Consider the following 21577-nt stretch of genomic DNA (forward strand, 5'->3'; position numbering starts at 1 on the left):
CTAGCTCGGCGTCTTCCAGACGACGACGTCCAGTGTCAGCTCTGAGTCCTTGGCCTCGCGGACGACGATCCGCGCGTAGTTGCCGTTGGTCGTCTTCACGCAGAACGCGGAGCCGGTGATGACATCGTCGCTGCTCACGTAGTCGTAGTAGCCGGCCCGCGCGCAGTCTTCGAAGGTCGCCTGGCCGGTGGCTACCGCGATGTCCCCGCGCGCGTAGAGCGTGCCGGAGCTGTTTTCGAGGTCCTGCCTGGAACCCCCCGTCGGGTTGGCGATCCAGAGCGGGTCGGTGGAGTCGAGATCCAGGGCGTAGCCGCTGGTCAGCACTATCGGCTTGTCGCCGGTCTCGCGGCTGATCGCGGGATCGCCGGGCGCGGAGCTGGTCGGCGACGCCGAGGTGGTCGACGGCTGCCGTGTTGTCGGGTCGGCGGTGGCCGGGCCGGTCTGGGGCGGCAGCTCGGTCGCCTGGCGGCTCGGCTGATCGGGCACCGCCACCAGCGATCGGGTGGCCACCACGGTGATCAGCACCGCGCCCGCGACGACCCCGATGATCGAGAGGACGACCCAGCGGTCCATCTGCCTGCCGAAGCTCGCCCACAGGTGCACCACGCCCAGCAGCAGCGCGACGGCGGCGATGACCACGGCGACGTTCTGCGTCGAGCTCATCAGCAGCGCGACCACCGCGGCGACGTCGGCGAGGATGCTGATCGGCCACAACCGCTGGTGCATCGGCTTGCGCCCCGGCTGCGGTTCCTGCGGTGGCTGCTGGCCAGGTCCCCACGTCACCGGCTGCTCCTCTCGCGTGATCGACGGGGCGAGAGCCTAGCGCCGGCGGTGTCGCGTCGGGGCCGGTTCGGGTGATCGTCGGCGACCGGTCTTCCGTTGACGCGGTGGGGTGTTCCGGAACAAGATCGGCACACCACCGGTCCAGCGGGAAACGGAGCGCTGCAATGTCGCGTCGCGGCCAGATCACCATGTCCGAGGACGAGATCGTCGACTTCATCGCCCAGCGCCGGGTCGTCGTGCTGGCGACGCTGAAGGCCGACGGGCGACCGCACCTGGTGCCGATGTGGTTCGTGCACGACGGCCCGGTGATCGAGGTGTGGTCCTACGGCCGGTCGCAGAAGACGCTGAACCTGCGTCGCGATCCGCGGGCCACGCTGCTGGTGGAGACCGGCACGGAGTACGGCGAGCTGCGCGGCGTCTCGCTGGAGTGCGACGTGCAGCTCCTGGACGCGCCCGAGGACGTCGAGCGCATCGGACTGGGCCTGGCGGAGCGCTACGGCACGGCGGCTCCGGGCGAGCTTGCGGCGAGCGAGGAGGCCCGGGCCGTCCTGCGCGCCAAGGCCGCGAAGCGGGTCGGGCTGCGTTTCACCCCCACCCGGACGATCACCTGGGACCACCGCAAGCTCGGCGGAGGCTACTGAATCGAAGCCCGCAGGGCTTCCGCGATGTGGGACGGCTCTCCCGGCGTTAAAGGTGTAGCGCGCAGCCCCTATTCTGGGAATGTGAACTGGACCGTCGACGTCCCCGTAGATGACCTGCCCGAGCTGCCGCCGTTGCCGCCGGAGATGCGCGCCCGCCTGGACGACGCGCTGGCCCGCCCTGCCGCGCAGCAGCCGCAGTGGCCGAACCCGGACCAGGCCGGCAGCGTCCGGAAGGTGCTGGAGAGCGTCCCGCCGGTGACCGTGCCCTCCGAGGTGGACGAGCTGCGCCGGCACCTCGCGGCGGTCGCCCGCGGCGAGGCGTTTCTGCTACAGGGCGGCGACTGCGCGGAGACCTTTGCGGACAACACCGAGCCGCACATCCGCGGCAACATCCGCACGCTGCTGCAGATGGCGGTGGTGCTGACCTACGGCGCGAGCATGCCGGTGGTCAAGGTCGGCCGGATCGCCGGGCAGTACGCCAAGCCGCGTTCCAGCAACACCGACGCGCTGGGCCTGCAGTCCTACCGCGGCGACATGATCAACTCGCTGGTCGCCACCGAGGACGCGCGCCGCCACGACCCGTCGCGGCTGATCCGCGCCTACGCCAACGCCAGCGCCGCGATGAACCTGTCCCGCGCGCTGACCAGCGCCGGGATGGCCGCGCTGACCAAGGTGCACGACTGGAACAAGGACTTCGTGCTCAACTCGCCGGCCGGCGAGCGCTACGAGTCCGTCGCCGCCGAGATCGACCGCGGCCTGCGCTTCATGGCGGCCTGCGGCGTGGACGACTCCAGCCTGCACTCGGTGGAGTTCTTCGCCAGCCACGAGGCGCTGGTGCTGGACTACGAGCGCGCCATGCTCCGGCTGGACACCACCGGCGACCGGCCGCGGCTGTTCGACCTGTCCGGGCACTTCCTGTGGGTGGGGGAGCGGACCCGCCAGCTGGACGGCGCGCACATCGCGTTCGCCGAGCTGATCTCCAACCCGATCGGCCTCAAGATCGGCCCGGGCACCACGCCCGAGCAGGCCGTGGAGTACGTCGAGCGGCTGGACCCGAACAACGAGCCCGGTCGGCTCACCCTGATCAGCCGGATGGGCAACGGCAAGGTGCGCGACGTGCTGCCGCCCATCGTGGAGAAGGTCACCGCCTCCGGGCACCAGGTGATCTGGCAGTGCGACCCCATGCACGGCAACACCCACGAGGCGAGCACCGGCTACAAGACCCGGCACTTCGACCGGATCGTGGACGAGGTGCAGGGCTTCTTCGAGGTGCACCACCGGCTCGGCACCCACCCGGGCGGCATCCACATCGAGCTGACCGGCGAGGACGTCACGGAGTGCGTCGGCGGCGCCCAGGAGATCTCCGACGCGGACCTGGCGGGCCGCTACGAGACGGCCTGCGACCCGCGCCTGAACACCCAGCAGTCGCTGGAGCTGGCGTTCCTGGTCGCGGAGATGCTGCGCGGCTGAACCAGCGGGAAGCATTCGGGAGGGCCCGGAACCCAAGCGGTTCCGGGCCCTCCTCGCGTCTGGCGTGGGCACGGGGCCGTGAGTCTTTTGCGCTGCCATGGCAACGCAAAAGACGCACGGCCGGCGATGGTCACACGGCGAGCGCGATGTCGAGGGCGTGCGAGACGTGCAGGCGGGTGGAGTCGAACAGCGGCAGCGGGCTGTCGCCCGGACCGATCAGCAGGGTGATCTCGGTGCAGCCCAGGATCACGGCCTGGGCGCCGCGCTCCGCCAAGCGCTCGATGACGCGCACGTACTGCTCGCGAGAGGCGTCCTCGACGCGGTTGCGGGTCAGCTCCCGGTAGATCACGTCGTGCACCACGGTGCGGTCGGGTTCCTCCGGGACGAGCACCTCGATGCCGTGCCGGTCGTGCATCCGCGTCCGGTAGAAGTCGAGTTCCATCGTGTAGCGGGTGCCCAGCAGGCCGACCCGGGTGAGGCCGGCGGCCGCGATCCGCGCGCCGGTGGCGTCGACGATGTGCACGAACGGCACGTCGATCGCCGCCTCGATCTCCTCGGCGACCTGGTGCATCGTGTTGGTGCAGAGCAAGACCAGATCCGCCCCGGCCCGGCGCACCTGGCGCGCGGCGTCTGCCAGGCGCCGGCCCGCCGCTGCCCAGTCCCCGGCCTCCTGCATGGCCACGATCTCGGCGAAGTCCACGCTGTACAGCACGCTCGGCACGGTGTTGTAGCCGCCGAGTCGAGTGCGGCTCTCCTCGTTCAGCAGCCTGTAGTACTCGGCGGAGGATTCCCAGCTCATCCCGCCGAGCATCCCGATCGTGCGCATGCGTCCTCCTCGTCGAACGGCGTCGTGCCGGACAGCCTCGCCTGCGGCAGCCGGTGCCGGTGAGCCGGGTCTCGCTCGTCGCGGCCTGATGAGCGACGAGGAACGACGCCTGGCGCAGGACGAACGGGTCAGGGCCGCGATTCGTGCACTTCGCGCGGCAGGTGGGCGGTCGTGACCGTGCGCGAGAACTTGCCGAAGGTGCTGCTCAGGCTCAGCGGGTCGAAGCGGACTAGAGACAGCGCGCCGAGAACGGCGGCGCCGATGCCGACCGCGACGAACGGCCAGTTGTACATCGCCTGCTCGCCGTCGGGGTAGTAGGCCAGGACCAGCGCGATCGAGGCGCCGACCACGTAGGACAGCGCACGCGGCGTCCAGGCGAAGCCCGCACCCAGCGCCAAGCCCCACGTCGTGTACCACGGCAGCAGGACCGGCGACAGGAATGCGCCGAGGCACAGCACGATCGCCGCGCGGCGCACCGCCTCTGGCCCGCCGTCCCGCGCCTGCCACCAGTTCCAGGCCAGGATCGCCACCAGCAGCACCGAGCCGAGCGTGCGCGTGGTGCCCACGAACGGCCAGATGTTGGTTTCGCCGAAAATCTGCACCAGGCTGTGCAGCGCTTGTCCGACGGCGGTCGGCGCGGAGAGGTAGTTGACGATCATGCCGGGCGCCGACAGCGCGGAAAGCCACCCGAACCCGACCTTGGCGAGCGCCGTGCAGGCCCCGAAGACCACCACGAACACGCCCACCGCCGGGAACACGGCGCGGACGAACCGCCGCCACAGCGGCCCCTCCAGGCGGGACGCCCAGATCCACACCAGGAACGGCAGCGCGAGCCCGGCGGTCGCCTTGATCGCCATCGCCGCCGACACCAACGCGATCCCGGCGACGTTCCTGCCCTCGAGCATCAGCAGCGTGCCGACCGCCAGCAGCCCGATCATGAGCATGTCGTTGTGCGGGCCGCCGACGAGGTGCACCACCGTCATCGGGCTGGCCGCGACCAGCCAGAGCGCGACCGGCAGCCGGCCGCCGAGGTGCCGGACCAGGCCGGGGAGGGCGCAGATCAGCAGCGCCAGGCCGCCCAGCAGCACCAGCCGCATCACGATGACGCTGGCGATGACGTCGTGGCCGGCCAGCAGGATCACGCCCTTGGCCACGCCCATGAACAGCGGGCCGTACGGCGCTGGCGTGGTCTGCCAAGTGGGGTGCACGTTCTCCGGGATCGGCCCGGTCAGCGCGGACGGGCCGACGCCGTAGGGGTCGAGGCCGTTGAGCGCGAGCAGGCCCTGGCCCAGGTAGCTGTAGACGTCGCGGGTGAACAGCGGCGGTGCGACGAGCATCGGGCCGAGCCAGGCGGCGGTCGCCCACAGCACGCCGCGGGAGGTCACGAGGTTCGCGATGACCCCGCGGCCGAGCCGCACCCACGCCCACACCAGCAGCGCGAAGCCGACGTAGACGACCGTGACCGCGACGTCGCGCCCGTGCCCGTAGCGCAGCACCGAAAGCGGCCCGGAGCCGAGGACGGGATCGTGGACGAGCGTGCCGGCGGCGCCGAAGGATCCGATCAGAAGTAGCGCGGACCCGATCGCGCCCAATGCGATGGTGCGCAGGGGCAGCGGGCGCCGAGGCCGGCGTCCGCCGAGACTGGGCTGGCCGGCTGTGGTGTTGGCGGTCCGTTCGGACCAGTCGGGAGCCGACTCGATCGAAACACTCGGGGGCATTGTGCCGCCAATAATTCCACAACCGGCCGCTCGAGCCGCTGTGACCAGGCGAGATCCGTCGTGTCGTGGGCAACGCTCCCGCTTTTCGGTGATCGCCGGACGCCGAGTACGCGCTGGTAGACACCGGCGGCGGGAAAATGTTACACCGCCAAGAAGAGATCAGGATCACATTGCGGATCGTGCGGTTCTACCGGGTCGTGGACGCGGACCCACGACCCGGTGACTCAGAACGCGGTCACGTGGATCGTCGACCCGGGCTCGACCTTGCTGCCGGGGAGCGGCAGCTGCCCCAGGATCATCATGCCGTCGCGCTCGAAGAACGCCTGCACGTCCAGCTGCAGGCCCAGCGCGGCGACCTGCTGCTTCGCCTCGTCGACCCGGACGCCGTTGAGGCTGGGCACCTCCACCGCGTTGGACAGCACCACGCCGATCCGCGGCTTGCCGACCAGCCGGATCTCGCTGCCGATGGCCGGATCGGTGCTGATGACGTGGTCGCCGGCGACGTCGGAGTCGAACTGACGGCCCGCCTCGTAGGGATCGAACCCGGAGTTGCGCAGCGTGGTGAACGCGTCGTCCTTGCTCATCCCGCGCACGTCGGGCACCTTCACCGGCGGCGGGCCCTTGCTGACGATCACGGTGACCTCGGCGCTGATGTTCAGCGGCGTGCCGGCGCCGGGGTTCACGCTGATGACCCGGCCTTCGGGCACCGTCGTGTGGAACTGGTCGGCGGACTCGTCGTGCTTGGGTTGCAGCTTGACGTTGCGGATCGCGCTCTCCGCCTCGGCCAGCGTGGTGCCCTCGGCGATCTCCGGGACCTTGGGCTTGCCCAGCGAGACGACGAGGTCGACGGTGCTGCCGCTGCGCGCCTTGCTGCCCTCGTTCGGGTTGGAGCTGATCACCACGCCTTCCGCGACGGTGTTGTCGTAGGTCTTGGTGACGTTGCCGGTCAGCCCGGCGCCTTCCAGCGCCTGCTGCGCGACGGCCTCCTGCTCGCCGACGAGGCGCGGCACCTGGACCGAACTGCCGAGGCCCAGCCAGAACGCGGCGCCGCCGACCAGCGCGGCCAGCGCCAGGACCACGACGGTCCACACCAGCACCGTCCGCCTGCCGCGACGCCGGTCCCGCTGCGGGCCGGTGGCCGGGGCGGCGACGGCGGCGAACTCCTGGGTGTGGTCTCCGGTGGCGGGGCGGGCCATCGCGCGGGTGCGCTGCGGCCCGACGGGGTGCGTCTCGCGGACAGCCGGGATCTGCTCCGTCGGCGGGTCCTCGGCCGCGGGCGCCATCTGCGTGGTGCGCTCCTCGGACGCCGGGACCGGCACGGCGACCGGGGCGATGCCGAGGTCGGTGCGGACCTGCTGCAGCTCGGCGAGGAACACCTCGGCGTTCTCCGGGCGCTGCGCGGGGTCGCGGCGCGTCGCGCGGAACACGAGGTCGTCGATGGCCTGCGGGATCTCCGGCACCAGCTCGCTCGGCGGCGGGACGTCGTCGTTGACGTGCCGGTACGCCACCGACAGCGCGGTGTCGCCCACGTAGGGCGGGCGGCCGGTCAGCATTTCGAAGAGCACGATCCCGGCGGCGTACACGTCGGAGCGCGCGTCGGCGGCCCCGGTGGTCACCTGCTCCGGCGACAGGTACGCGACGGTGCCCAGGATGATGCTGCCGCTGGTCGTGCCGGCTTCCGCCGCGGCCCTGACCAGCCCGAAGTCGGCGACCATGACCGAGCCGTCCCGGCCGATCAGCACGTTCTCCGGCTTGACGTCGCGGTGCACCATGCCCGCCTGGTGCGCGGCGCCCAGCGCCGAGAGCACCGGCGCCATGACGCTCAGCGCCATCGCCAGCGGCAGGCGGCCGCCGCGGTCCATGATCAGGTCCCGCAGCGTGCAGCCCTCGACGAGCTGCATCACCAGGAACACGTGGTCGCCGTCGGGGCGGTGGTCCACGCCCTGGTCGTAGACGGCGACGACGTCGGGGTGGTGCAGCCGGGCCGCGGCGCGCGCCTCGCGCTCGAAGCGGTCGACGAACGACCGGTCGCCGGAGTACTGCGCGTCCATCACCTTGATCGCCACCGGCCGGTCCAGCCGGGTGTCCAGGCCGCGGTAAACCGTTGACATGCCGCCGCGAGCGATCAGCGAATCGACCCGGTAGCGGCGTTCGAGCATGGCTCCGACGAGGCTCGCGCCACCGCTCGAACGTGTCTCAGGAGTCATCTTCCGCCTACCGCCGGGTACCTTTCCAACCCCGATTGTGGCAGGCCGCGCGGGCGGCACCGGGGATGGCTCCGCGGTCGGGCTCGGGATGGATCACGATCATGATCGTATGCCGGGCGCGACCGGTGCGGTGTGCGGCGTCGCGGTCGGTCATGTGGCAAGGTGTTCAGCGTGAGTGCGATCCCTGCTGCCCCGGATGTGCTCGCTCCCGATGTGGAGGTCGTCCCGCTGCCCGACGTCGCCGAGCGACTCGGTCAGCCAGTGACCCGGGTGCACCAACTGATCCGTGATGGACATCTGCTCGCCCTGCGCAGGAACGGAGTGCTGGGCGTGCCCACCGCGTTCCTCGTCGACACCGAAGTGGTGAAGGGCCTGGCGGGCACGATCACCCTGCTCCGGGACAACGGCTACCAGGAGGACGAGATCCTCCGGTGGCTGTTCACCCCGGACGACTCGTTGCCCGGCACGCCGATCGACGCGTTGCGCGGCGACCGCGGTCGAGAGGTGAAGCGGAGGGCCCAGGCGATGGGCTTCTGAGGTCCGGCCGGCCGGACGACGAAACGCTGCTCAGCCTGCTCAGGGCTCGTGAGCACTTTGGGTCGCCGTAGCGATCCAAAGTACTAACGAGGCTGTTGAGCTGCGCGAACGCGGCAATCGGCGCCGGTCAGCCGGTGATGCGCCGGGCGGCGAGCTTGCCGGACAGCAAGACCGGCGGAACGCCCACGCCCGGCGTCGTGCCCGAGCCGGCCAGCACCGCGTTGGCCAGGCCGCGCACCAGGTTGCGCGGCCGGAACGGACCTGTCTGCGCGAACGTGTGCGCGGCCGAGAACGGTGTTCCGGCGGCGTGGCCCTGCGCCGCCCAGTCCGCCGGGGTGATCAGCTGCTGCTCCTCGATCGCCGCGCCGAAGCCGGTGAACCCGCGCCGCTCCAGCTCGCCCAGCAACTCGTCGCGGTAGGCGGGGCCGATCCTGCCCCAGTCGATCGGCCCGGTGCGCAGGTTCGGGCAGGGCGCGAGCACGTAGTGCAGCTCGCGGCCGTCGGGCGCCAGCGACGGATCGGTCGCGGTCGGCCGGGTGATCAGCAGCGACGGGTCGGTCATCAGCCTGCCGTCGCGGATGATCTCGGTGAACGTGCTGTGCCAGGCCGCGCCGAAGGAGATCGTGTGGTGCGCGTCGGACCAGCCGCGGGTGGTCCCGGCGTGCAGCACCACCGCCGACGGCGACCAGCGCAACCGCCGGCGCGGGCGGTGGCCGAGGAGCTCGTGCACGACCGGCAGGTCGGGCGTGAGCACGAACGCGTCGGCCGCGATGCGGGTGCCGTCGGACGTCCGGACCGCGGTGATCCGGTCGCCGCGCCGCTCCAGTTCCGCCACTTCGGCGTTGTAGTGGAACGCGACGCCCGCGCCCGCTGCCGCATCGGCCAGCGCGGTCGGGACCGCGTGCATGCCGCCGCGCGGGAACCACACGCCGTTGACGGTGTCCATGTACGAGATGACGGCGTACAGGGCGAGCGCTCGGCGCGGGTCCAGGCCCGCGTAGAGCGCCTGGAAGGAGAAGACCCGGCGCAGCCGCTCGTCGGCGAGGAACCGGCCGATCGCCGGGCCGAGCCGGCCGAAGCCGCCGAGCGCCGCGAGGCGCGCCAGTTCGGGCGAGAGCAGGTCCAGCGGTGAGTCGAAGTTCGCGTCGATGAAGCGGGTCATCTCCGCCCGGTAGACCTCGGTCAGCCAGCGCCGCAGCCGCCGGTACCCGGCCGCTTCCGCAGGCCCGGCGAACCGCCGCACCTCCTCTTCCATGGCGGCGGCATCGGTGTGCACGTCGAGCGCCGAGCCGTCCGCGAACCGCGCCCGGTAGGCCGGGTGCAGCGGGATCAGGTCGAGGCGGTCCGCCACCGATTCGCCGACCGCGTGCAGTGCCTCGTCGACGAGCTCGGGCATGGTCAGCACGGTCGGGCCGGTGTCCATCCGGTACCCGGCGACCTCGTGCAACCCGGCCCGCCCGCCCGGCAGGCCCGCCCGTTCGACGACCGTCACCCGCCGCCCGGCGCCCGCGAGGTGCAAGGCCGCGGTCAGCCCGGCCAGCCCCGCACCGACGACCACGACGTGATCGGTGCGGCCGGCGACGGTGCGCATCAGTGGCTGCGGTCGGTGACGGCGATCGCGAGCTCCGCCAGCCGCGACGCGGCCGGTTCGGCCAGTCCCGCGGTGTGCAGCGCGAGCATCGCCGAGCCGGTCAGGTCGGTGATCCGCTTCTCGACGGCCGCGACCGCGCCGAGCCTCGTCAGCACCTGCCGGGCCTGCTCGACGCGGTCCGCGTCCAGTTCGGGATCGCCGAGCACGTCGCGCAGCAGGTCCAGCGCGGGCTGGTCGGCCTGCTCGCGGGCCGTCGCCACGGCCTCGGCGATCAGCACCGTCCGCTTGCCTTCGCGCAGGTCGTCCCCGGCGGGCTTGCCGGTCACCCCGGGGTCGCCGAAGACGCCGAGCAGGTCGTCGCGGAGCTGGAAGGCGACGCCGATGCCGGAGCCGAACCGGCGCAGCGCCTCCAGCGCGCCCGGGCCGGCCCCGGCGGCCTCCGCGCCGAGCTCCAGCGGCCGCTGGACGGTGTAGGACGCGGCCTTGAGCTGGCAGATCTGCAGCGCGGCCTGCGGTGTCTCGTCGCCGCGGAACTGGCCGAGCACGTCGAGGTACTGGCCGGCCAGCACCTCGGTGCGCATCGCGCGCCACGGGCGCAGCGCCCGGGCCAGCGCCTCCGGCGGGATACCGGCGCTGTGCAGCAGGTCGTCGGCCCAGGACAGCGCCAGGTCGCCGAGCAGCACCGCGGCGGCGCGCCCGAACTGGATGCCGGTGCCGGAGAACCCGGACTCGCGGTGGATCTGCTCGAACTTGCGGTGCACGGTCGGGTTGCCGCGGCGGGTGTCCGATTCGTCGATCAGGTCGTCGTGCACCAGCGCGCAGGCCTGCAGCAGCTCCAAGGCGCTCGCGGCCCGCAGCATCGCCTGCGCCGCTGGGCCCTCGGCGGGCCCGCCAACCGCGCGCCAGCCCCACCAGGCGAAGGTGGGGCGGATCCGCTTCCCACCGCCGAGGACGAACCCGGCCAGCTCGGCCACCGCGGTCGCGAACGCCGGGTCGAGGTCGGCTGCCTCGGCGCTGCGGGTCTGCAGGTAGTCGGTCAGCGTCCGCTGGACCTGACCGGGGAGGTCGGTTTCCACGACGACGGTGTCCTTGCCGGTCGCTTGCAGGGCGGTCGAATTCGAGGGGGGCACACCTCCATCCTCCGCGACGCCATCGGGTGACGGCCGCCGGGTCCGCTCCCAGCCGCTGGGACGATGCCGGAGGAGCCCGGGAACCGTCCTTATCCTGTTCGGCATGACGGCGGTGGTGGATCGGTTGCGGACCGAGAAGACGACCTTCTCGGTGGAGTTCTTCCCGCCGCGAGGCGACGACGAGGAGCGCGTCCTCTGGCGGGCCATCCGCGAGCTGGAGCCGCTGGACCCCGCCTTCGTCTCGGTGACCTACGGCGCTGGCGGCTCCAACCGGGACCGCACCATCCGGACCACCGGCCGCATCGCGCAGGAGACCACCCTGACGCCGATGGCGCACCTGACCGCAGTGGACCACTCCGTCGCCGAACTGCGCAACGTCATCGGCTGGTACGCCGCGTCCGGCGTGCAGAACGTGCTGGCCGTGCGCGGTGATCCGCCGGGGGACCCGAACGGCGAATGGCGCCGGCACCCCGAGGGCCTGACCTACGCGGAGGATCTCGTCCGGCTGGTGCGGGAGCTCGGCGATTTCTGCGTCGGTGTCGCGGCCTTCCCGCACGGCCACCCGCGCTCCTCGGACCTGGAAACCGACGCCGACCACCTGGTGCGCAAGATCCGCGCGGGCGCGGGCTTCGCCATCGCCCAGCTGTTCCTGGAGCCGGAGTACTTCCTGCGGCTGCGCGACCGGATGGCCGCCCGCGGCTGCGACGTGCCGCTGCTGCCGGGCATCATGCCGATCACCACGCCGCGGGTGCTGGGCAAGTTCGGCGAGCTCGCCGGGGTGCCGGTGCCCGCCGAGGTGTCGGAGCAGCTGCTGCCGCTGGCGGAGGATCCGGCGGGATTCCGCGCCGCAGGCGTGGATCTGGCGACGCGGCTGTGCGAGCGGCTGATCACCGAGGGTGTCCCGGCGCTGCACTTCTACACCCTCAACCGTTCGAAGGCGACGCGCCAGGTGGTCGCCAACCTCGGCCTGGGAGCCGGTTAGCGACTGTTCAAGACGAAGAACAGAACCAGCAACCCGCTAGGCGTTCTGGTCCGCCCGGCTGCGCAAGTGGGCGCGCAGCGCGAGCACCGCCACGACGGCCGCGGCGCAGAACGTGAGCCCGCCGACCAGTAGCGCCCAGCCGATCCAGTCCATCCCGGTGGCGTTGGCGAACTGGTAGGTCGCCGACATCTCGCTGACCGCGCCGGGCTCCAGCGACCAGGAGACCGTGCCGGCGCTCTCCTCGCCGTTGGTGTTGGTGATCTCGCCGGGCGCGCTGATCTTCAGGTCGACGCCGGAGTCGGTGTCGGCCAGCGGCGTCAGGTCCGCCGAGCCCTCGAAGATCACCAGCGAGCCGGACCGGGACAGGTGCAGCCGGTAGCGGGCATCGGGGCTCATCGCCTCGGCGAGCTGCTCGACCTCCGGGAAGGTCAGGTCGTGGAACGACAGGTGCGAGCCGACTCGGGGGCCGTCGCGGAACGGCGTGATCTGCACCCGGTCGGCGAGGTTCTCGGGCGGCTGCAGGCGGAGCGGGGCCTGCCCGTCGGCGACCTGGGTGACGAGCACGATCTCGCCGGACACCTGGTCCTCGCCGGAGATGTTCAGCGAGGCGTTGGCATGCAGGCACCCGCTGAGCAGCGCGCCGAGCACGGTGATCAGGACCAGCAGGAGCGCGGTGCGGCCGCGCGGGGTCTTGTCCTCCACCCGGGCGATCTTCCCATCCGGCGAGCCTTTTCGCCGCCTGCGAACGCCCCCTTTCGTCGAGGTGCGTGACCGCCGTCGCCGCGCGATCGCGGATTGTTGTTCTTGAAGCGGCGCATCCGATCGGCCCACGCACGCAGCTTGCACCGCCGCGGGTTTCTCGGGTGCCTTCTCGCGAGGACCGCCCCGACGTGGTGAATTCGGCATTCACGATGCCGGGGATCCCGGAGTCGAGAAGGCGACCGCAATTCCCGCAGGGCGGCTGCTACCCGCACCGTTGCGCAGAACGAGTTCTCCAACAGGTTCGATAGCGTGGCGGGTATGGGAGTTGACCACAGCGGTGTGCACGAAATCAGCGACCAGTTCGTATCCGAGCTGGTCGCGCTCGACCCGGTCGCCGGAACCTACCTGGGCGTGCCCGGCCGGGACGAGGAGCTGACCGACTACTCGCCGGACGGGCACCGGGCTCGCGCGGAACTCGCCCGCCGCAGCCTCGCGGCGGTGCAGGCGGCCGATCCCGCCGACGATTCCGAGCGGGTCGCGCAGGCGGTGTTCGCCGAGCGCGTCGGTCTGGACCTGGAGCTGCACGAGGTCGGCGCGGACATGGCCGCGCTGAACGTGATCGCCAGCCCGGTGCAGGAACTCCGGCAGGTCTTCGACCTGATGCCGACCGACACCCCGGAGCAGTGGCGCACCATCGCCCGCCGCCTGTCGGTGATGCCCGAAGCGGTGCTGGGCCTGCGCGCCGGGCTGCTGGCGGCGGCCGCGGACGGCAACGTGTCGGCGACCCGGCAGGTCCGCAAGGTCGCGGAGCAGTGCGACACCTGGTCCGGGCGCGGCGGGCAGTCGTCGTTCTTCGCGGCGATGGTCGGGCGCGCCGAGGGCGTGGACGAGTCGCTGCGCCGCGACCTGGACACCGCGGCCGAATCGGCCGCCGAGGCGTACGCCGGACTCGCCGACTTCCTCCGCGGCGAGCTGCTGCCGAAGGCCCCGGAGAAGGACGCCGTGGGCGAGCAGCGGTACCGGCTGTGGTCGCGCTACTTCACCGGAGCCCGCCTCGACCTGCGGGAGGCGTACGAGTGGGGCTGGCAGGAGTTCTCCGGCATCGAGGCGGAGATGAAGCAGATCGCGAACCGGATCAAGCCGGGGGCGACGCTGGCCGAGGCCGCGGCCGTGCTGGACGCCGATCCGCGCTACCAGGTGCACGGGCAGGCCCGGTTCGAGGAGTGGATGCAGCAGCTGTCCGACCAGGCGCTGCAGGACCTGCGCGGCACGCACTTCGAGATCCCGGACCCGCTGATGCGGCTGGAGTGCCGGATCGCCCCGCCGGGCGGCGGCGTCGGCGCCTACTACACCGGCCCGACCGACGACTTCTCGCGGCCCGGCCGGATGTGGTGGTCGGTGCCCGCCGACCGGCAGGACTTCCCGACCTGGCGCGAAGTTTCCACCGTCTACCACGAGGGCGTGCCCGGGCACCACCTGCAGGTCGCGACCGCGGTGCACGAGGCGCAGCGGCTCAACAAGTTCCAGCGGCTGGCCTGCTTCGTCTCCGGGCACGGCGAGGGCTGGGCGCTGTACGCCGAGCGCCTGATGCGCGAGCTCGGCTACCTCGAGGACGACGGCGACCTGCTCGGCATGCTCAACGACCAGCTCTTCCGCGCGGCGCGCGTGGTGGTCGACATCGGCATGCACCTGGAGCTGGAGATCCCGGCGGGTACCGGCTTCCACGAGGGCGAGCGCTGGACGCCGGAGCTGGGCCTGGAGTTCATGCTGAGCCGGACCATCACCGACCCGGCGCAGGTCCGCGACGAGATCGACCGCTACCTGGGCTGGCCGGGCCAGGCGCCGTCGTACAAGCTCGGCGAGCGGCTGTGGCGGGCGGCCCGCGACGAGGCCAAGCAGCGCCACGGCGCCGCCTTCGACGTGAAGGAGTTCCACACGCAGGCCCTGCGGATGGGTGGCATGGGCCTCGACACCCTCCGCGAGCAGCTGGCCCTGCTGTAACGGCCTCGGCATCGACCCGGGCCGTGGGTCTTCTGGAGTACCAGGAGACCCACGGTCCCGTGGTCGGAAATCGAAACCCTGCTCCGGCGTCAGCCGCGGGCCACGTCGTCCGCCGGCGCGATCAGCTGGGTTCCAGGGGGAGCGAGCGCCCCAGGACCGCGAAGGGGCGCGGGTCGCCCGTGAAGCGGTAGTTGCGCAGGACGTCCGCGAAACCCACCCGGCGGTACAGCTTCCAGGCGCGGGTCGGGCCTTCCGGCGTGGAGAGCAGGACCTTGCCGCCCTGCGCGCCGGAGAGCAGGCGGCGCAGGATCTCCTCGCCGAGGCCGCCGCCCTGGCTTCCCGGGTGCACGTGCAGCTCGGTGAGCTCGAAGTAGTCGTCCAGCCAGCTGTCGGCGTCGCCGCCGCTGCTCAGCAGCCCGCGGCGGACCTGCTCGTGCCACCACTGCCCGGGGGCGCCCAGATAGCCGTAGCCGATGCCGATGAGCTCGTCGTGGTCGCTGAACGCGCCGATGCAGCGCCAGCCCGCGCGCAGCATGTGCGCCGACCACATCGGGGCGCGCTGCTGGGCGGTCGTGGGCGGGTAGTTCATCGCGGTCACGTAGATCTGCAGGGCCTCGGGCAGCCGGGCCCGGAGCTGCTCCGTGGTCAGCTCGGTGATCCGGTCACAACGGGGGGATGGCGCGGCGGTCACGGGCCGAACATTAGACCCTCCGCGGCGTGCGGTCCTTTCCGCGGCCGATCCTGCCGCCGCGGCGTCCCGGCCGGGTACCTGATTCGGCCACTCGGGTGATCATCTTGGCTGGTCATGACTCGAACAGGTGAGCTAGGGCTCATTGCTTGAGTCCGTCGGTGGTGCGCGCTAATCTGAAGGCGTTCGAACGGAAGTTCGATGAACGTTTGTTCGAACATCGAGTCCGGCGGTGGGGTGGGGGAAGCACCCCGCCGCCGGACCTGCCGGCTCCCCACGGCAGGCGTGGACGGCTTCGTCGTGCAGAGGAGATACGCCGATGTCTTTTTCCACTGACTTCTCGATTCCGGCTCCGCGGCAATCCGTGGAGAACCACGAACCGACGCCCGAGGCGGACACGCCGGCCGGTTCCCTGTCGTTGCTGCTCGACGCCCGCAGCCGCCTGCACGAAGCGGAGGCGGCGGACCGGCCGAGCGAGCGGTACGTGGCCGCGCACGTGGCGGCGTTACGCGCCGCGACGGCGGTGGTGGTGGCGCGTTCCTGGCGGCGCGAGAACAGCCGCCCGGCCAGCGTGTGGACGATGCTGACCGCCGCCGCCCCCGAATTCCGGGAGTGGGCGGCCTACTTCGCGGCGCGCTCGGACCGGCGGGCCGCGGCGGAGGCAGGGGTGCCGACCATCACCCGGCTGGATGCCGACGGGCTGTTGGCGCGCAGCCGCGAATTCCTCGAAATCGTGGGCCGGAGCCTGCTGGGGGTGGCTCGATGAACGGAACCGAAGTGGGGCTCGACTACGGGCGGATGCTCGATCTGCTCGGCATCGAGGCGCAGCTGCTCACGGCGGCGACCCACGACGCGCACGTCGACGCGCCGGTGTGGGGCGCGTCCGGCCGGACCTTGGGGCAGACGATCCGGCACCTGGGCGATCTGTGCGAGGACACGCTGTCCTGGCTGGGCGCGACGGCGGCCGAACAGCGCTGGGACCTGCCGGATCGGCCCGCGCTGCGCGAGGTGACCAGCAGGTTCGCCGTTCGCCTTGCCGACCTGCTCGCCGAGCTCGGCTCCCGGCCGCCGCACGACCGGTGTCCGACGTGGTGGCCCGAGCAGCACACCGTGCGGTTCTGGCTGCGTCGAATGCTGCACGCCACGACGGTGCACCGGGTGGACGTGCAGGCCGCGGCGGGAGTGCTGCCGACGCCGATCGAGCCGGATGTGGCCACCGACGGCGTCGACGAGGTGCTGCGGCTCTGGTTCGGCTACCGGCTGCACGCGCTCGGCATCACCGCGACGCGGCCCTCTTCGGTCGGGGTGTACGTGGCCGACCGCAACTGGCTGGTCACCGCGGACCAGAACGGGACCGCGGTGGTGAGTTCGGAGGACGTGTCGACCACGACGCCCGACGCGGTCGTCGGCGGCGATGCGCCCGCCGTCTACCTGTGGATGTGGGGCCGGCTGCCCGATCGAGCGGTGGAGACCAGCGGCGATCTCGATGCGATCGCGCAGCTCTGGGGCCTGCTTCAACTGGCCACCCGCTGAGCCCTCGAGGCTCGTTCTGCGTGGCGGCGCGGGCCTCGTCGCGGCGGAAGATCTCGCCGATGAGCGCGACGGCTCAGTCCGTTTGCGTTGCGGAGGCGGCCAGGTCAGCGCGTGCGGGTGCTGATTCGACGTGCGGAGTTGGCGAACGGAGTCAGGCGCGCAGTCGCAAACCCTTCGGCGTGGCGCGGAATCCTGCTTCGGTGAGCACGTCGGCCAAGCGGGATCCCCAAGCGCCCTCGCCGTCGGCGCGCTGCACCGCGAGCTGCTCCAACCAGCCGTCCCGGACAACGCGGGCCAAGCCCGCCGCGGCGCTGCGCAACGCGGATTCGTCGTCGGTGAAGGACAACAACGACTTTCCGCCGCGCTCGACGTAGAACACCGCTTCGCCGGACACGAGGACCACGAGCGCTCCGGCCTTGCGGCCGGGCCGATGCCGGGTTTCGCCCATCACCGCAGGCCATTCCAGCGCGCCCCCGTAGGGCTGCGCCGGGTCGGCGGCCGCCAGCACCACAGCCTCGCCGTCGCCATCCTCGCGAGACAGCGCGCGCAGGCGGTCGATCGCGCCGGGCACCGCGAACTGCGCGGCCCCGAGTCCCTCGACGACGTATCCACGCCTGCAGCGCCCGGATTCCTCCATTGCCCGAAGCACCTTGTACACGGCGGAAAATCCGCCCGTGACGCGCTCGATGTCCAGCGCTCCCCGCGTCAGCACCCCGTGCCGTTCCAAGAACGCCTCGGCCCGCGCATGCGCCCGTCGCGTCGGTTCGCTGGACGGCTGCGGCGCCAGCGACCAACGCCCCGACACCGTCGGCGGTCCGCTGCGGCTGGGCATCGAAGGCCGGCCCGCGCGCAACCTCGCGTAGCGGCCACGAGGCGCGCTGCGGCGCGGTTTGTGCGCTGCGCCGCGTCCGGACACCAACGCTCGCAACGGCGCCAGGGTGTCGTTCGTGACCGCGCCGGACCAGACCAGATCCCACAACGCCGAAGTGACCGCATCGTCGGCGGGCGCGCTCTCGCCCTGCTCCAGCAGCAGCGCCGCCGACCGATCCGCCAGCTGGCGGAAGAACAGCGCGCCACCGTCCAATGCGGACACGACAGCGCGGTGCAACGGGGAATCGGCGGTGGTTTCCTCCGGCAGGTCGGGCAACAGCAGGTCGGCGACATCGGTGGGCGCCAGCGCGATCCAGCCGTCGCCGCCCGCCAGCGAGCCCGAGCCGACCCAGCTGACCTCGCCGGTCGCGGTCAGCTCGTCGAGCAGCGCGGGGGAGTAGCCGGGCAGCCGGGCGGGCAGGATCAGCGACTCCAGGCCGCTCGCCGGAACCGGCGCGCCAGCGAGCTGTTCGACCACGGCGTACACGTCGTCGACCGTCGGCGCACTGCGCAGCCGCGCCCCGATGCCGTGCCACGCGGGCAGGAACCGACCCAGCGCGGCCGGTTCCACCGGCTCGACCTCGGCGCGCAGCCGGGCCAGCGACGCCCGGCGAAGCCGCCGCAGCACGTCGGCGTCGCAGTACTCCAGCACGCCGCCGCCACCGGCCTCCAGCGGCCGCAGCTCGCCGCGGACCAGCCGCCCGGTGCCGGTCAGCCGGTCCAGCACGCCGTGCACCACGGCCACGCCCAACCCGAATCGCTGCGCCGCGGCGTCGGCGGTGAACGGCCCGCGGCAGCGCGCGTAGCGGATCAGCAGGTCGCCCAGCGGGTCGGCGACCGGCTCGGTGAACGCCTCCGGCACGCCGACCGGCAGCGCGACGCCCAACGAATCGCGGACCTTGCCCGCGTCCTCGATCGCGATCCAGCGCTCGTCGCCCGCGATGCGCACCCGCAGCACCCGACGCTGTTCCGCCAGGTCCGCCAGCCACTCCGGCCGCACGCCTCGCGCCTCGGCTTCGGCGGTGGACAGATCTCCCAGGAACCGCAGCAGGTCCACCGCGGACTCGGCGTCGCGGGCTTGCCGATCCGGGGCGAGCCGCTGCAGCTGCTGCTCGATCTCGTCGAGCGCCTCGGGGTCGAGCAGCTCCCGCATCGCCTCCGAACCGAGCAGCTCCGCCAGCAGCGTCGAATCCAGGCTCAACGCGGCCGATCGGCGTTCCGCCAGCGGTGCATCGGTCTCGTACAGGAACATGCCGATGTAGCCGAACAGCAGGCTGCGCGCGAACGGCGACGGCGTCGGCGTCTCGACCTCGACCACCCGCACCTTGCGCGCCGCGACCTGCGACATCAGCTCGGTCAGCCCGGGCAGGTCGTAGACGTCCTGAAGGCATTCCCGCATCGCTTCGAGCACGATCGGGAACTGCTCGTACTGCGCAGCCACCGTCAGCAGCTGCGCGGCCCGCTGCCGCTGCTGCCACAACGGCGTGCGGCGACGCGGATCCCGGCGCGGCAGCAGCAGCGCCCGCGCCGCGCACTCCCGGAACCGGGCCGCGAACAGGGCCGAACCGCCGACCTCGTCGGTCACCACCTGCTGCACCTCATCCGGCGGAAGCAGGACGTCTTCGGCGGTCGGCAGGACCTCCGCACCGGAGTCGTCCAGCGCGTCGGCCAGCCGCAGCACGATCCCGTCGTCGGACGAGGCCACCTGCGGCTCGATCCCGCGCCGTTCGCGGATCCGGGCGCCGATGGCCAGCGCCCACGGGCCGTTGACCTTGGCGCCGAACGGCGAGTGCACCACCATTCGCCAGTCGCCGAGCTCGTCGCGGAACCGCTCCACCACGATCGTGCGGTCGTCCGGGACGTGCCGGGTCGCCTGGCGCTGTTCGTCCAAATAGGACAGAAGGTTGTCGCGGGCCCACTCGTCCAGCCCGGCGGCCGTCACGCGGGACCGCGCCGCCTGGGTGTCCGCGCTGGTCAACTCCCGCACGAAGGCGCCCAGCGCGCGCCCGAGCTCCAGCGGCCGCCCCGGCGAATCGCCCTTCCAGAACGGCATCCGGCCCGGCTCGCCCGGCGCGGGAACCACCACGACCCGGTCGTGGGTGATGTCCTCCACCCGCCACGCCGAGGTGCCCAGCAGGAAGGTGTCGCCCACCCGCGACTCGTAGACCATCTCCTCGTCGAGCTCGCCGACCCGCACCCCGCCCTTGCCCGCCTCGTCGGCGGGCGTGGTCACCACGAACAGGCCCCGGTCCGGGATCGTGCCGCCGGAGGTCACCGCGAGCCGCTGCGCGCCCGGCCGCGCGCGCAGCTCGTCGTTCACCCGGTCCCAGACGATGCGAGCCCGCAGCTCGCCGAACTCCTCGCTGGGGTAGCGGCCCGCCAGCATGTCCAGCACCGCGTGCAGCGCCGAGTCCGGCAGCCCCGCGTAGGGCGCGGCGCGTCGCAGCAGCGCCGCCAGCTGCGGCACCGGCCAGGTGTCCATCGCGACCATCGCCACGACGTGCTGGGCCAGCACGTCCAGCGGGTTGCGCGGGAACGACAGCGACTCGATCAGCCCGTCCGCCATCCGCTCGGACACCACGGCGCAGCCGACGAGATCGCCCCGGAACTTCGGGAACACCACGCCCCGCGACACCGCGCCGACCTGGTGCCCGCCGCGCCCGATGCGCTGCAGCCCGGATGCCACGCTCGGCGGCGTCTCCACCTGGACCACCAGGTCCACCGCGCCCATGTCGATGCCCAGCTCCAGCGACGAGGTGGCCACCACGCAGGCCAGCCGCCCGGACTTCAGCTCCTCCTCGACCACCGCCCGCTGTTCCTTCGACATCGAGCCGTGGTGCGCCTTCGCGACGATCGGCGGGGCGCCGCCGCCGATCCCGGAGCCGCCCACCGCCTCGGCCGGGAACCGCTCCAGGGGCACCGGCTCCTCGGCCGCGAGCTCGTTGATCCCGGCGGTGAGCCGCTCGGCCAGCCGCCGGGAGTTGGTGAACACGATGGTCGACCGGTGCTCGCGGATCAGCTCCAGGATCCGCTCCTGCACCGACGGCCAGATCGACGTGCGCTGCTCCGCGCCCGCCGCCGGGCCCTCGACCTCGCCGGTCGGCGCGCCCAGCTCGGCCATGTCCGGCACCGGCACCTCGACCCGGACCTCGACCTCCTTGGCGTTCGGGGGCTGGATGGTGCGCACCGGCCGACCGCCGGCCAGGAATGTCCGCACCTCCTCCACCGGGCGGACCGTCGCGGACAGCCCGACGCGCTGCGCCGGCTTCGGCAGCAGCTCGTCCAGCCGTTCCAGCGAAAGCGCCAGGTGCGCTCCGCGCTTGGTGGCGGCGACCGCGTGCACCTCGTCGACGATCACCGTCTCGACGCCGCGCAGCGACTCCCGGGCCGCCGAGGTCAGCAGCAGGAACAGCGACTCGGGCGTGGTGACCAGCACGTCCGGCGGCGTGCGGGCGAACGAACGGCGCTGGTCGGCCGGGGTGTCCCCGGTGCGGATGCCGACCCGGATGTCCGGCGGGGCGCTGCCGAGGCGCTGCGCGGCCTGCCGGATCCCGGCCAGCGGCGCGCGCAGATTCCGCTCCACGTCGACGACCAGCGCCTTCATCGGCGACACGTAGAGCACCCGGCAGCGCTGCTTCGCGTCGGCGGGCGTGCCTTCCGCGGCCAGCTTGTCCAGGGCGGAGAGGAACGCCGCGAGCGTCTTGCCGGAGCCGGTCGGCGCGACGACCAGCGCGTGCTCGCCCTCCGCGATCGCCTCCCACGCCCCGCGCTGCGCCTCGGTGGGCGCGGCGAAGGCCCCGCGGAACCAGTCGCGGGTCGCCGCGGAGAAGCCGTCCAGCACATCGCTCACCACTACATGCTGGACCAACGCCCTGACACCGACACCCGCGACCGGCAT

The 21577-nt window shown here is 72.3% G+C and carries 16 protein-coding genes; 7 read left to right on the forward strand and 9 right to left on the reverse strand.

What is annotated here, in order from left to right; translation table 11 throughout:
- Window positions 1-783 carry a hypothetical protein gene (locus AC07EQ_RS07695; RefSeq protein WP_478387202.1) on the reverse strand — a complete coding sequence of 261 codons (783 nt, stop codon included), beginning with the start codon at window positions 781-783 and terminating at the stop codon, window positions 1-3.
- Window positions 784-947: 164 nt separating this feature from the next.
- Here AC07EQ_RS07695 and AC07EQ_RS07700 point away from each other — a divergent pair, with 164 nt between their 5' ends.
- Window positions 948-1424 (forward strand): PPOX class F420-dependent oxidoreductase, encoded by a 477-nt coding sequence (locus AC07EQ_RS07700; protein WP_132482807.1) that lies wholly within the window; start codon window positions 948-950, stop codon window positions 1422-1424.
- 81 nt (window positions 1425-1505) lie between these two features.
- The gene (locus tag AC07EQ_RS07705) at window positions 1506-2894 is read left to right on the forward strand and encodes a class II 3-deoxy-7-phosphoheptulonate synthase (protein ID WP_132482809.1); all 1389 of its coding nucleotides are present in this window, start codon (window positions 1506-1508) and stop codon (window positions 2892-2894) included.
- A 130-nt stretch (window positions 2895-3024) separates the two neighbouring features.
- Here AC07EQ_RS07705 and AC07EQ_RS07710 read toward each other — a convergent pair whose 3' ends face one another.
- The 3 genes from AC07EQ_RS07710 to pknB form a co-directional block, all read right to left on the reverse strand.
- Entirely contained in the window at window positions 3025-3720 is a 696-nt protein-coding gene (locus tag AC07EQ_RS07710) for an aspartate/glutamate racemase family protein (protein WP_478387205.1), read from the reverse strand.
- 128 nt (window positions 3721-3848) lie between these two features.
- Entirely contained in the window at window positions 3849-5438 is a 1590-nt protein-coding gene (mptB, locus tag AC07EQ_RS07715) for a polyprenol phosphomannose-dependent alpha 1,6 mannosyltransferase MptB (RefSeq protein WP_478387206.1), read from the reverse strand.
- A gap of 224 nt (window positions 5439-5662) precedes the next feature.
- The gene (pknB, locus tag AC07EQ_RS07720; protein WP_478387208.1) at window positions 5663-7645 is read right to left on the reverse strand and encodes a Stk1 family PASTA domain-containing Ser/Thr kinase; all 1983 of its coding nucleotides are present in this window, start codon (window positions 7643-7645) and stop codon (window positions 5663-5665) included.
- A 171-nt stretch (window positions 7646-7816) separates the two neighbouring features.
- Here pknB and AC07EQ_RS07725 point away from each other — a divergent pair, with 171 nt between their 5' ends.
- Window positions 7817-8182: an Rv2175c family DNA-binding protein gene (locus tag AC07EQ_RS07725; RefSeq protein WP_207954243.1), complete on the forward strand. Its 366-nt coding sequence runs from the start codon at window positions 7817-7819 to the stop codon at window positions 8180-8182.
- Between the two features lie 127 nt (window positions 8183-8309).
- Here AC07EQ_RS07725 and crtI read toward each other — a convergent pair whose 3' ends face one another.
- A complete protein-coding gene (gene crtI, locus AC07EQ_RS07730; RefSeq protein WP_478387210.1) occupies window positions 8310-9773 on the reverse strand; it encodes a phytoene desaturase family protein in 1464 nt (487 codons plus the stop codon).
- The gene (locus tag AC07EQ_RS07735; protein ID WP_478387212.1) at window positions 9773-10903 is read right to left on the reverse strand and encodes a polyprenyl synthetase family protein; all 1131 of its coding nucleotides are present in this window, start codon (window positions 10901-10903) and stop codon (window positions 9773-9775) included. Before AC07EQ_RS07735 ends, crtI begins: the two co-directional genes overlap by 1 nt.
- 103 nt (window positions 10904-11006) lie before the next feature.
- Between AC07EQ_RS07735 and metF the strand changes: the two genes are divergently transcribed.
- The gene (gene metF, locus AC07EQ_RS07740; RefSeq protein WP_478387214.1) at window positions 11007-11885 is read left to right on the forward strand and encodes a methylenetetrahydrofolate reductase [NAD(P)H]; all 879 of its coding nucleotides are present in this window, start codon (window positions 11007-11009) and stop codon (window positions 11883-11885) included.
- Window positions 11886-11921: 36 nt separating this feature from the next.
- Here metF and AC07EQ_RS07745 read toward each other — a convergent pair whose 3' ends face one another.
- On the reverse strand, window positions 11922-12587 hold the full coding sequence (locus AC07EQ_RS07745; protein WP_478387216.1) for a DUF3153 domain-containing protein: 666 nt from the start codon (window positions 12585-12587) through the stop codon (window positions 11922-11924).
- A gap of 318 nt (window positions 12588-12905) precedes the next feature.
- Here AC07EQ_RS07745 and AC07EQ_RS07750 point away from each other — a divergent pair, with 318 nt between their 5' ends.
- Entirely contained in the window at window positions 12906-14588 is a 1683-nt protein-coding gene (locus tag AC07EQ_RS07750) for a DUF885 domain-containing protein (protein WP_478387218.1), read from the forward strand.
- Between the two features lie 121 nt (window positions 14589-14709).
- Here AC07EQ_RS07750 and AC07EQ_RS07755 read toward each other — a convergent pair whose 3' ends face one another.
- On the reverse strand, window positions 14710-15279 hold the full coding sequence (locus AC07EQ_RS07755; RefSeq protein WP_132482821.1) for a GNAT family N-acetyltransferase: 570 nt from the start codon (window positions 15277-15279) through the stop codon (window positions 14710-14712).
- 316 nt (window positions 15280-15595) lie between these two features.
- On the opposite strand from AC07EQ_RS07755, the gene AC07EQ_RS07760 reads away from it, so the two are divergent.
- Both AC07EQ_RS07760 and AC07EQ_RS07765 read left to right on the forward strand, forming a co-directional pair.
- Window positions 15596-16042: an SAV_6107 family HEPN domain-containing protein gene (locus AC07EQ_RS07760; RefSeq protein ID WP_478387220.1), complete on the forward strand. Its 447-nt coding sequence runs from the start codon at window positions 15596-15598 to the stop codon at window positions 16040-16042.
- The gene (locus AC07EQ_RS07765; RefSeq protein ID WP_478387222.1) at window positions 16039-16809 is read left to right on the forward strand and encodes a maleylpyruvate isomerase N-terminal domain-containing protein; all 771 of its coding nucleotides are present in this window, start codon (window positions 16039-16041) and stop codon (window positions 16807-16809) included. The genes AC07EQ_RS07760 and AC07EQ_RS07765 overlap by 4 nt, the downstream gene beginning before the upstream one ends.
- 151 nt (window positions 16810-16960) lie before the next feature.
- On the opposite strand, the gene AC07EQ_RS07770 is transcribed toward AC07EQ_RS07765, so the two are convergent.
- Window positions 16961-21577 (reverse strand): ATP-dependent helicase, encoded by a 4617-nt coding sequence (locus AC07EQ_RS07770; protein WP_478387224.1) that lies wholly within the window; start codon window positions 21575-21577, stop codon window positions 16961-16963.

Source organism: Saccharopolyspora sp. NPDC045839 (assembly GCF_056431645.1).

Excerpts from the sequence above, each read along its gene's own strand:
- AC07EQ_RS07710 (WP_478387205.1), bottom strand. The coding sequence starts at position 3,720 with ATGCGCACGATCGGGATGCTCGGCGGGATGAGCTGGGAATCCTCCGCC.
- AC07EQ_RS07770 (WP_478387224.1), bottom strand. The coding sequence starts at position 21,577 with ATGCCGGTCGCGGGTGTCGGTGTCAGGGCGTTGGTCCAGCATGTAGTG.
- pknB (WP_478387208.1), bottom strand. The coding sequence starts at position 7,645 with ATGACTCCTGAGACACGTTCGAGCGGTGGCGCGAGCCTCGTCGGAGCC.
- mptB (WP_478387206.1), bottom strand. The coding sequence starts at position 5,438 with ATGCCCCCGAGTGTTTCGATCGAGTCGGCTCCCGACTGGTCCGAACGG.
- crtI (WP_478387210.1), bottom strand. The coding sequence starts at position 9,773 with ATGCGCACCGTCGCCGGCCGCACCGATCACGTCGTGGTCGTCGGTGCG.
- AC07EQ_RS07700 (WP_132482807.1), top strand. The coding sequence starts at position 948 with ATGTCGCGTCGCGGCCAGATCACCATGTCCGAGGACGAGATCGTCGAC.
- AC07EQ_RS07760 (WP_478387220.1), top strand. The coding sequence starts at position 15,596 with ATGTCTTTTTCCACTGACTTCTCGATTCCGGCTCCGCGGCAATCCGTG.
- AC07EQ_RS07750 (WP_478387218.1), top strand. The coding sequence starts at position 12,906 with ATGGGAGTTGACCACAGCGGTGTGCACGAAATCAGCGACCAGTTCGTA.
- metF (WP_478387214.1), top strand. The coding sequence starts at position 11,007 with ATGACGGCGGTGGTGGATCGGTTGCGGACCGAGAAGACGACCTTCTCG.
- AC07EQ_RS07765 (WP_478387222.1), top strand. The coding sequence starts at position 16,039 with ATGAACGGAACCGAAGTGGGGCTCGACTACGGGCGGATGCTCGATCTG.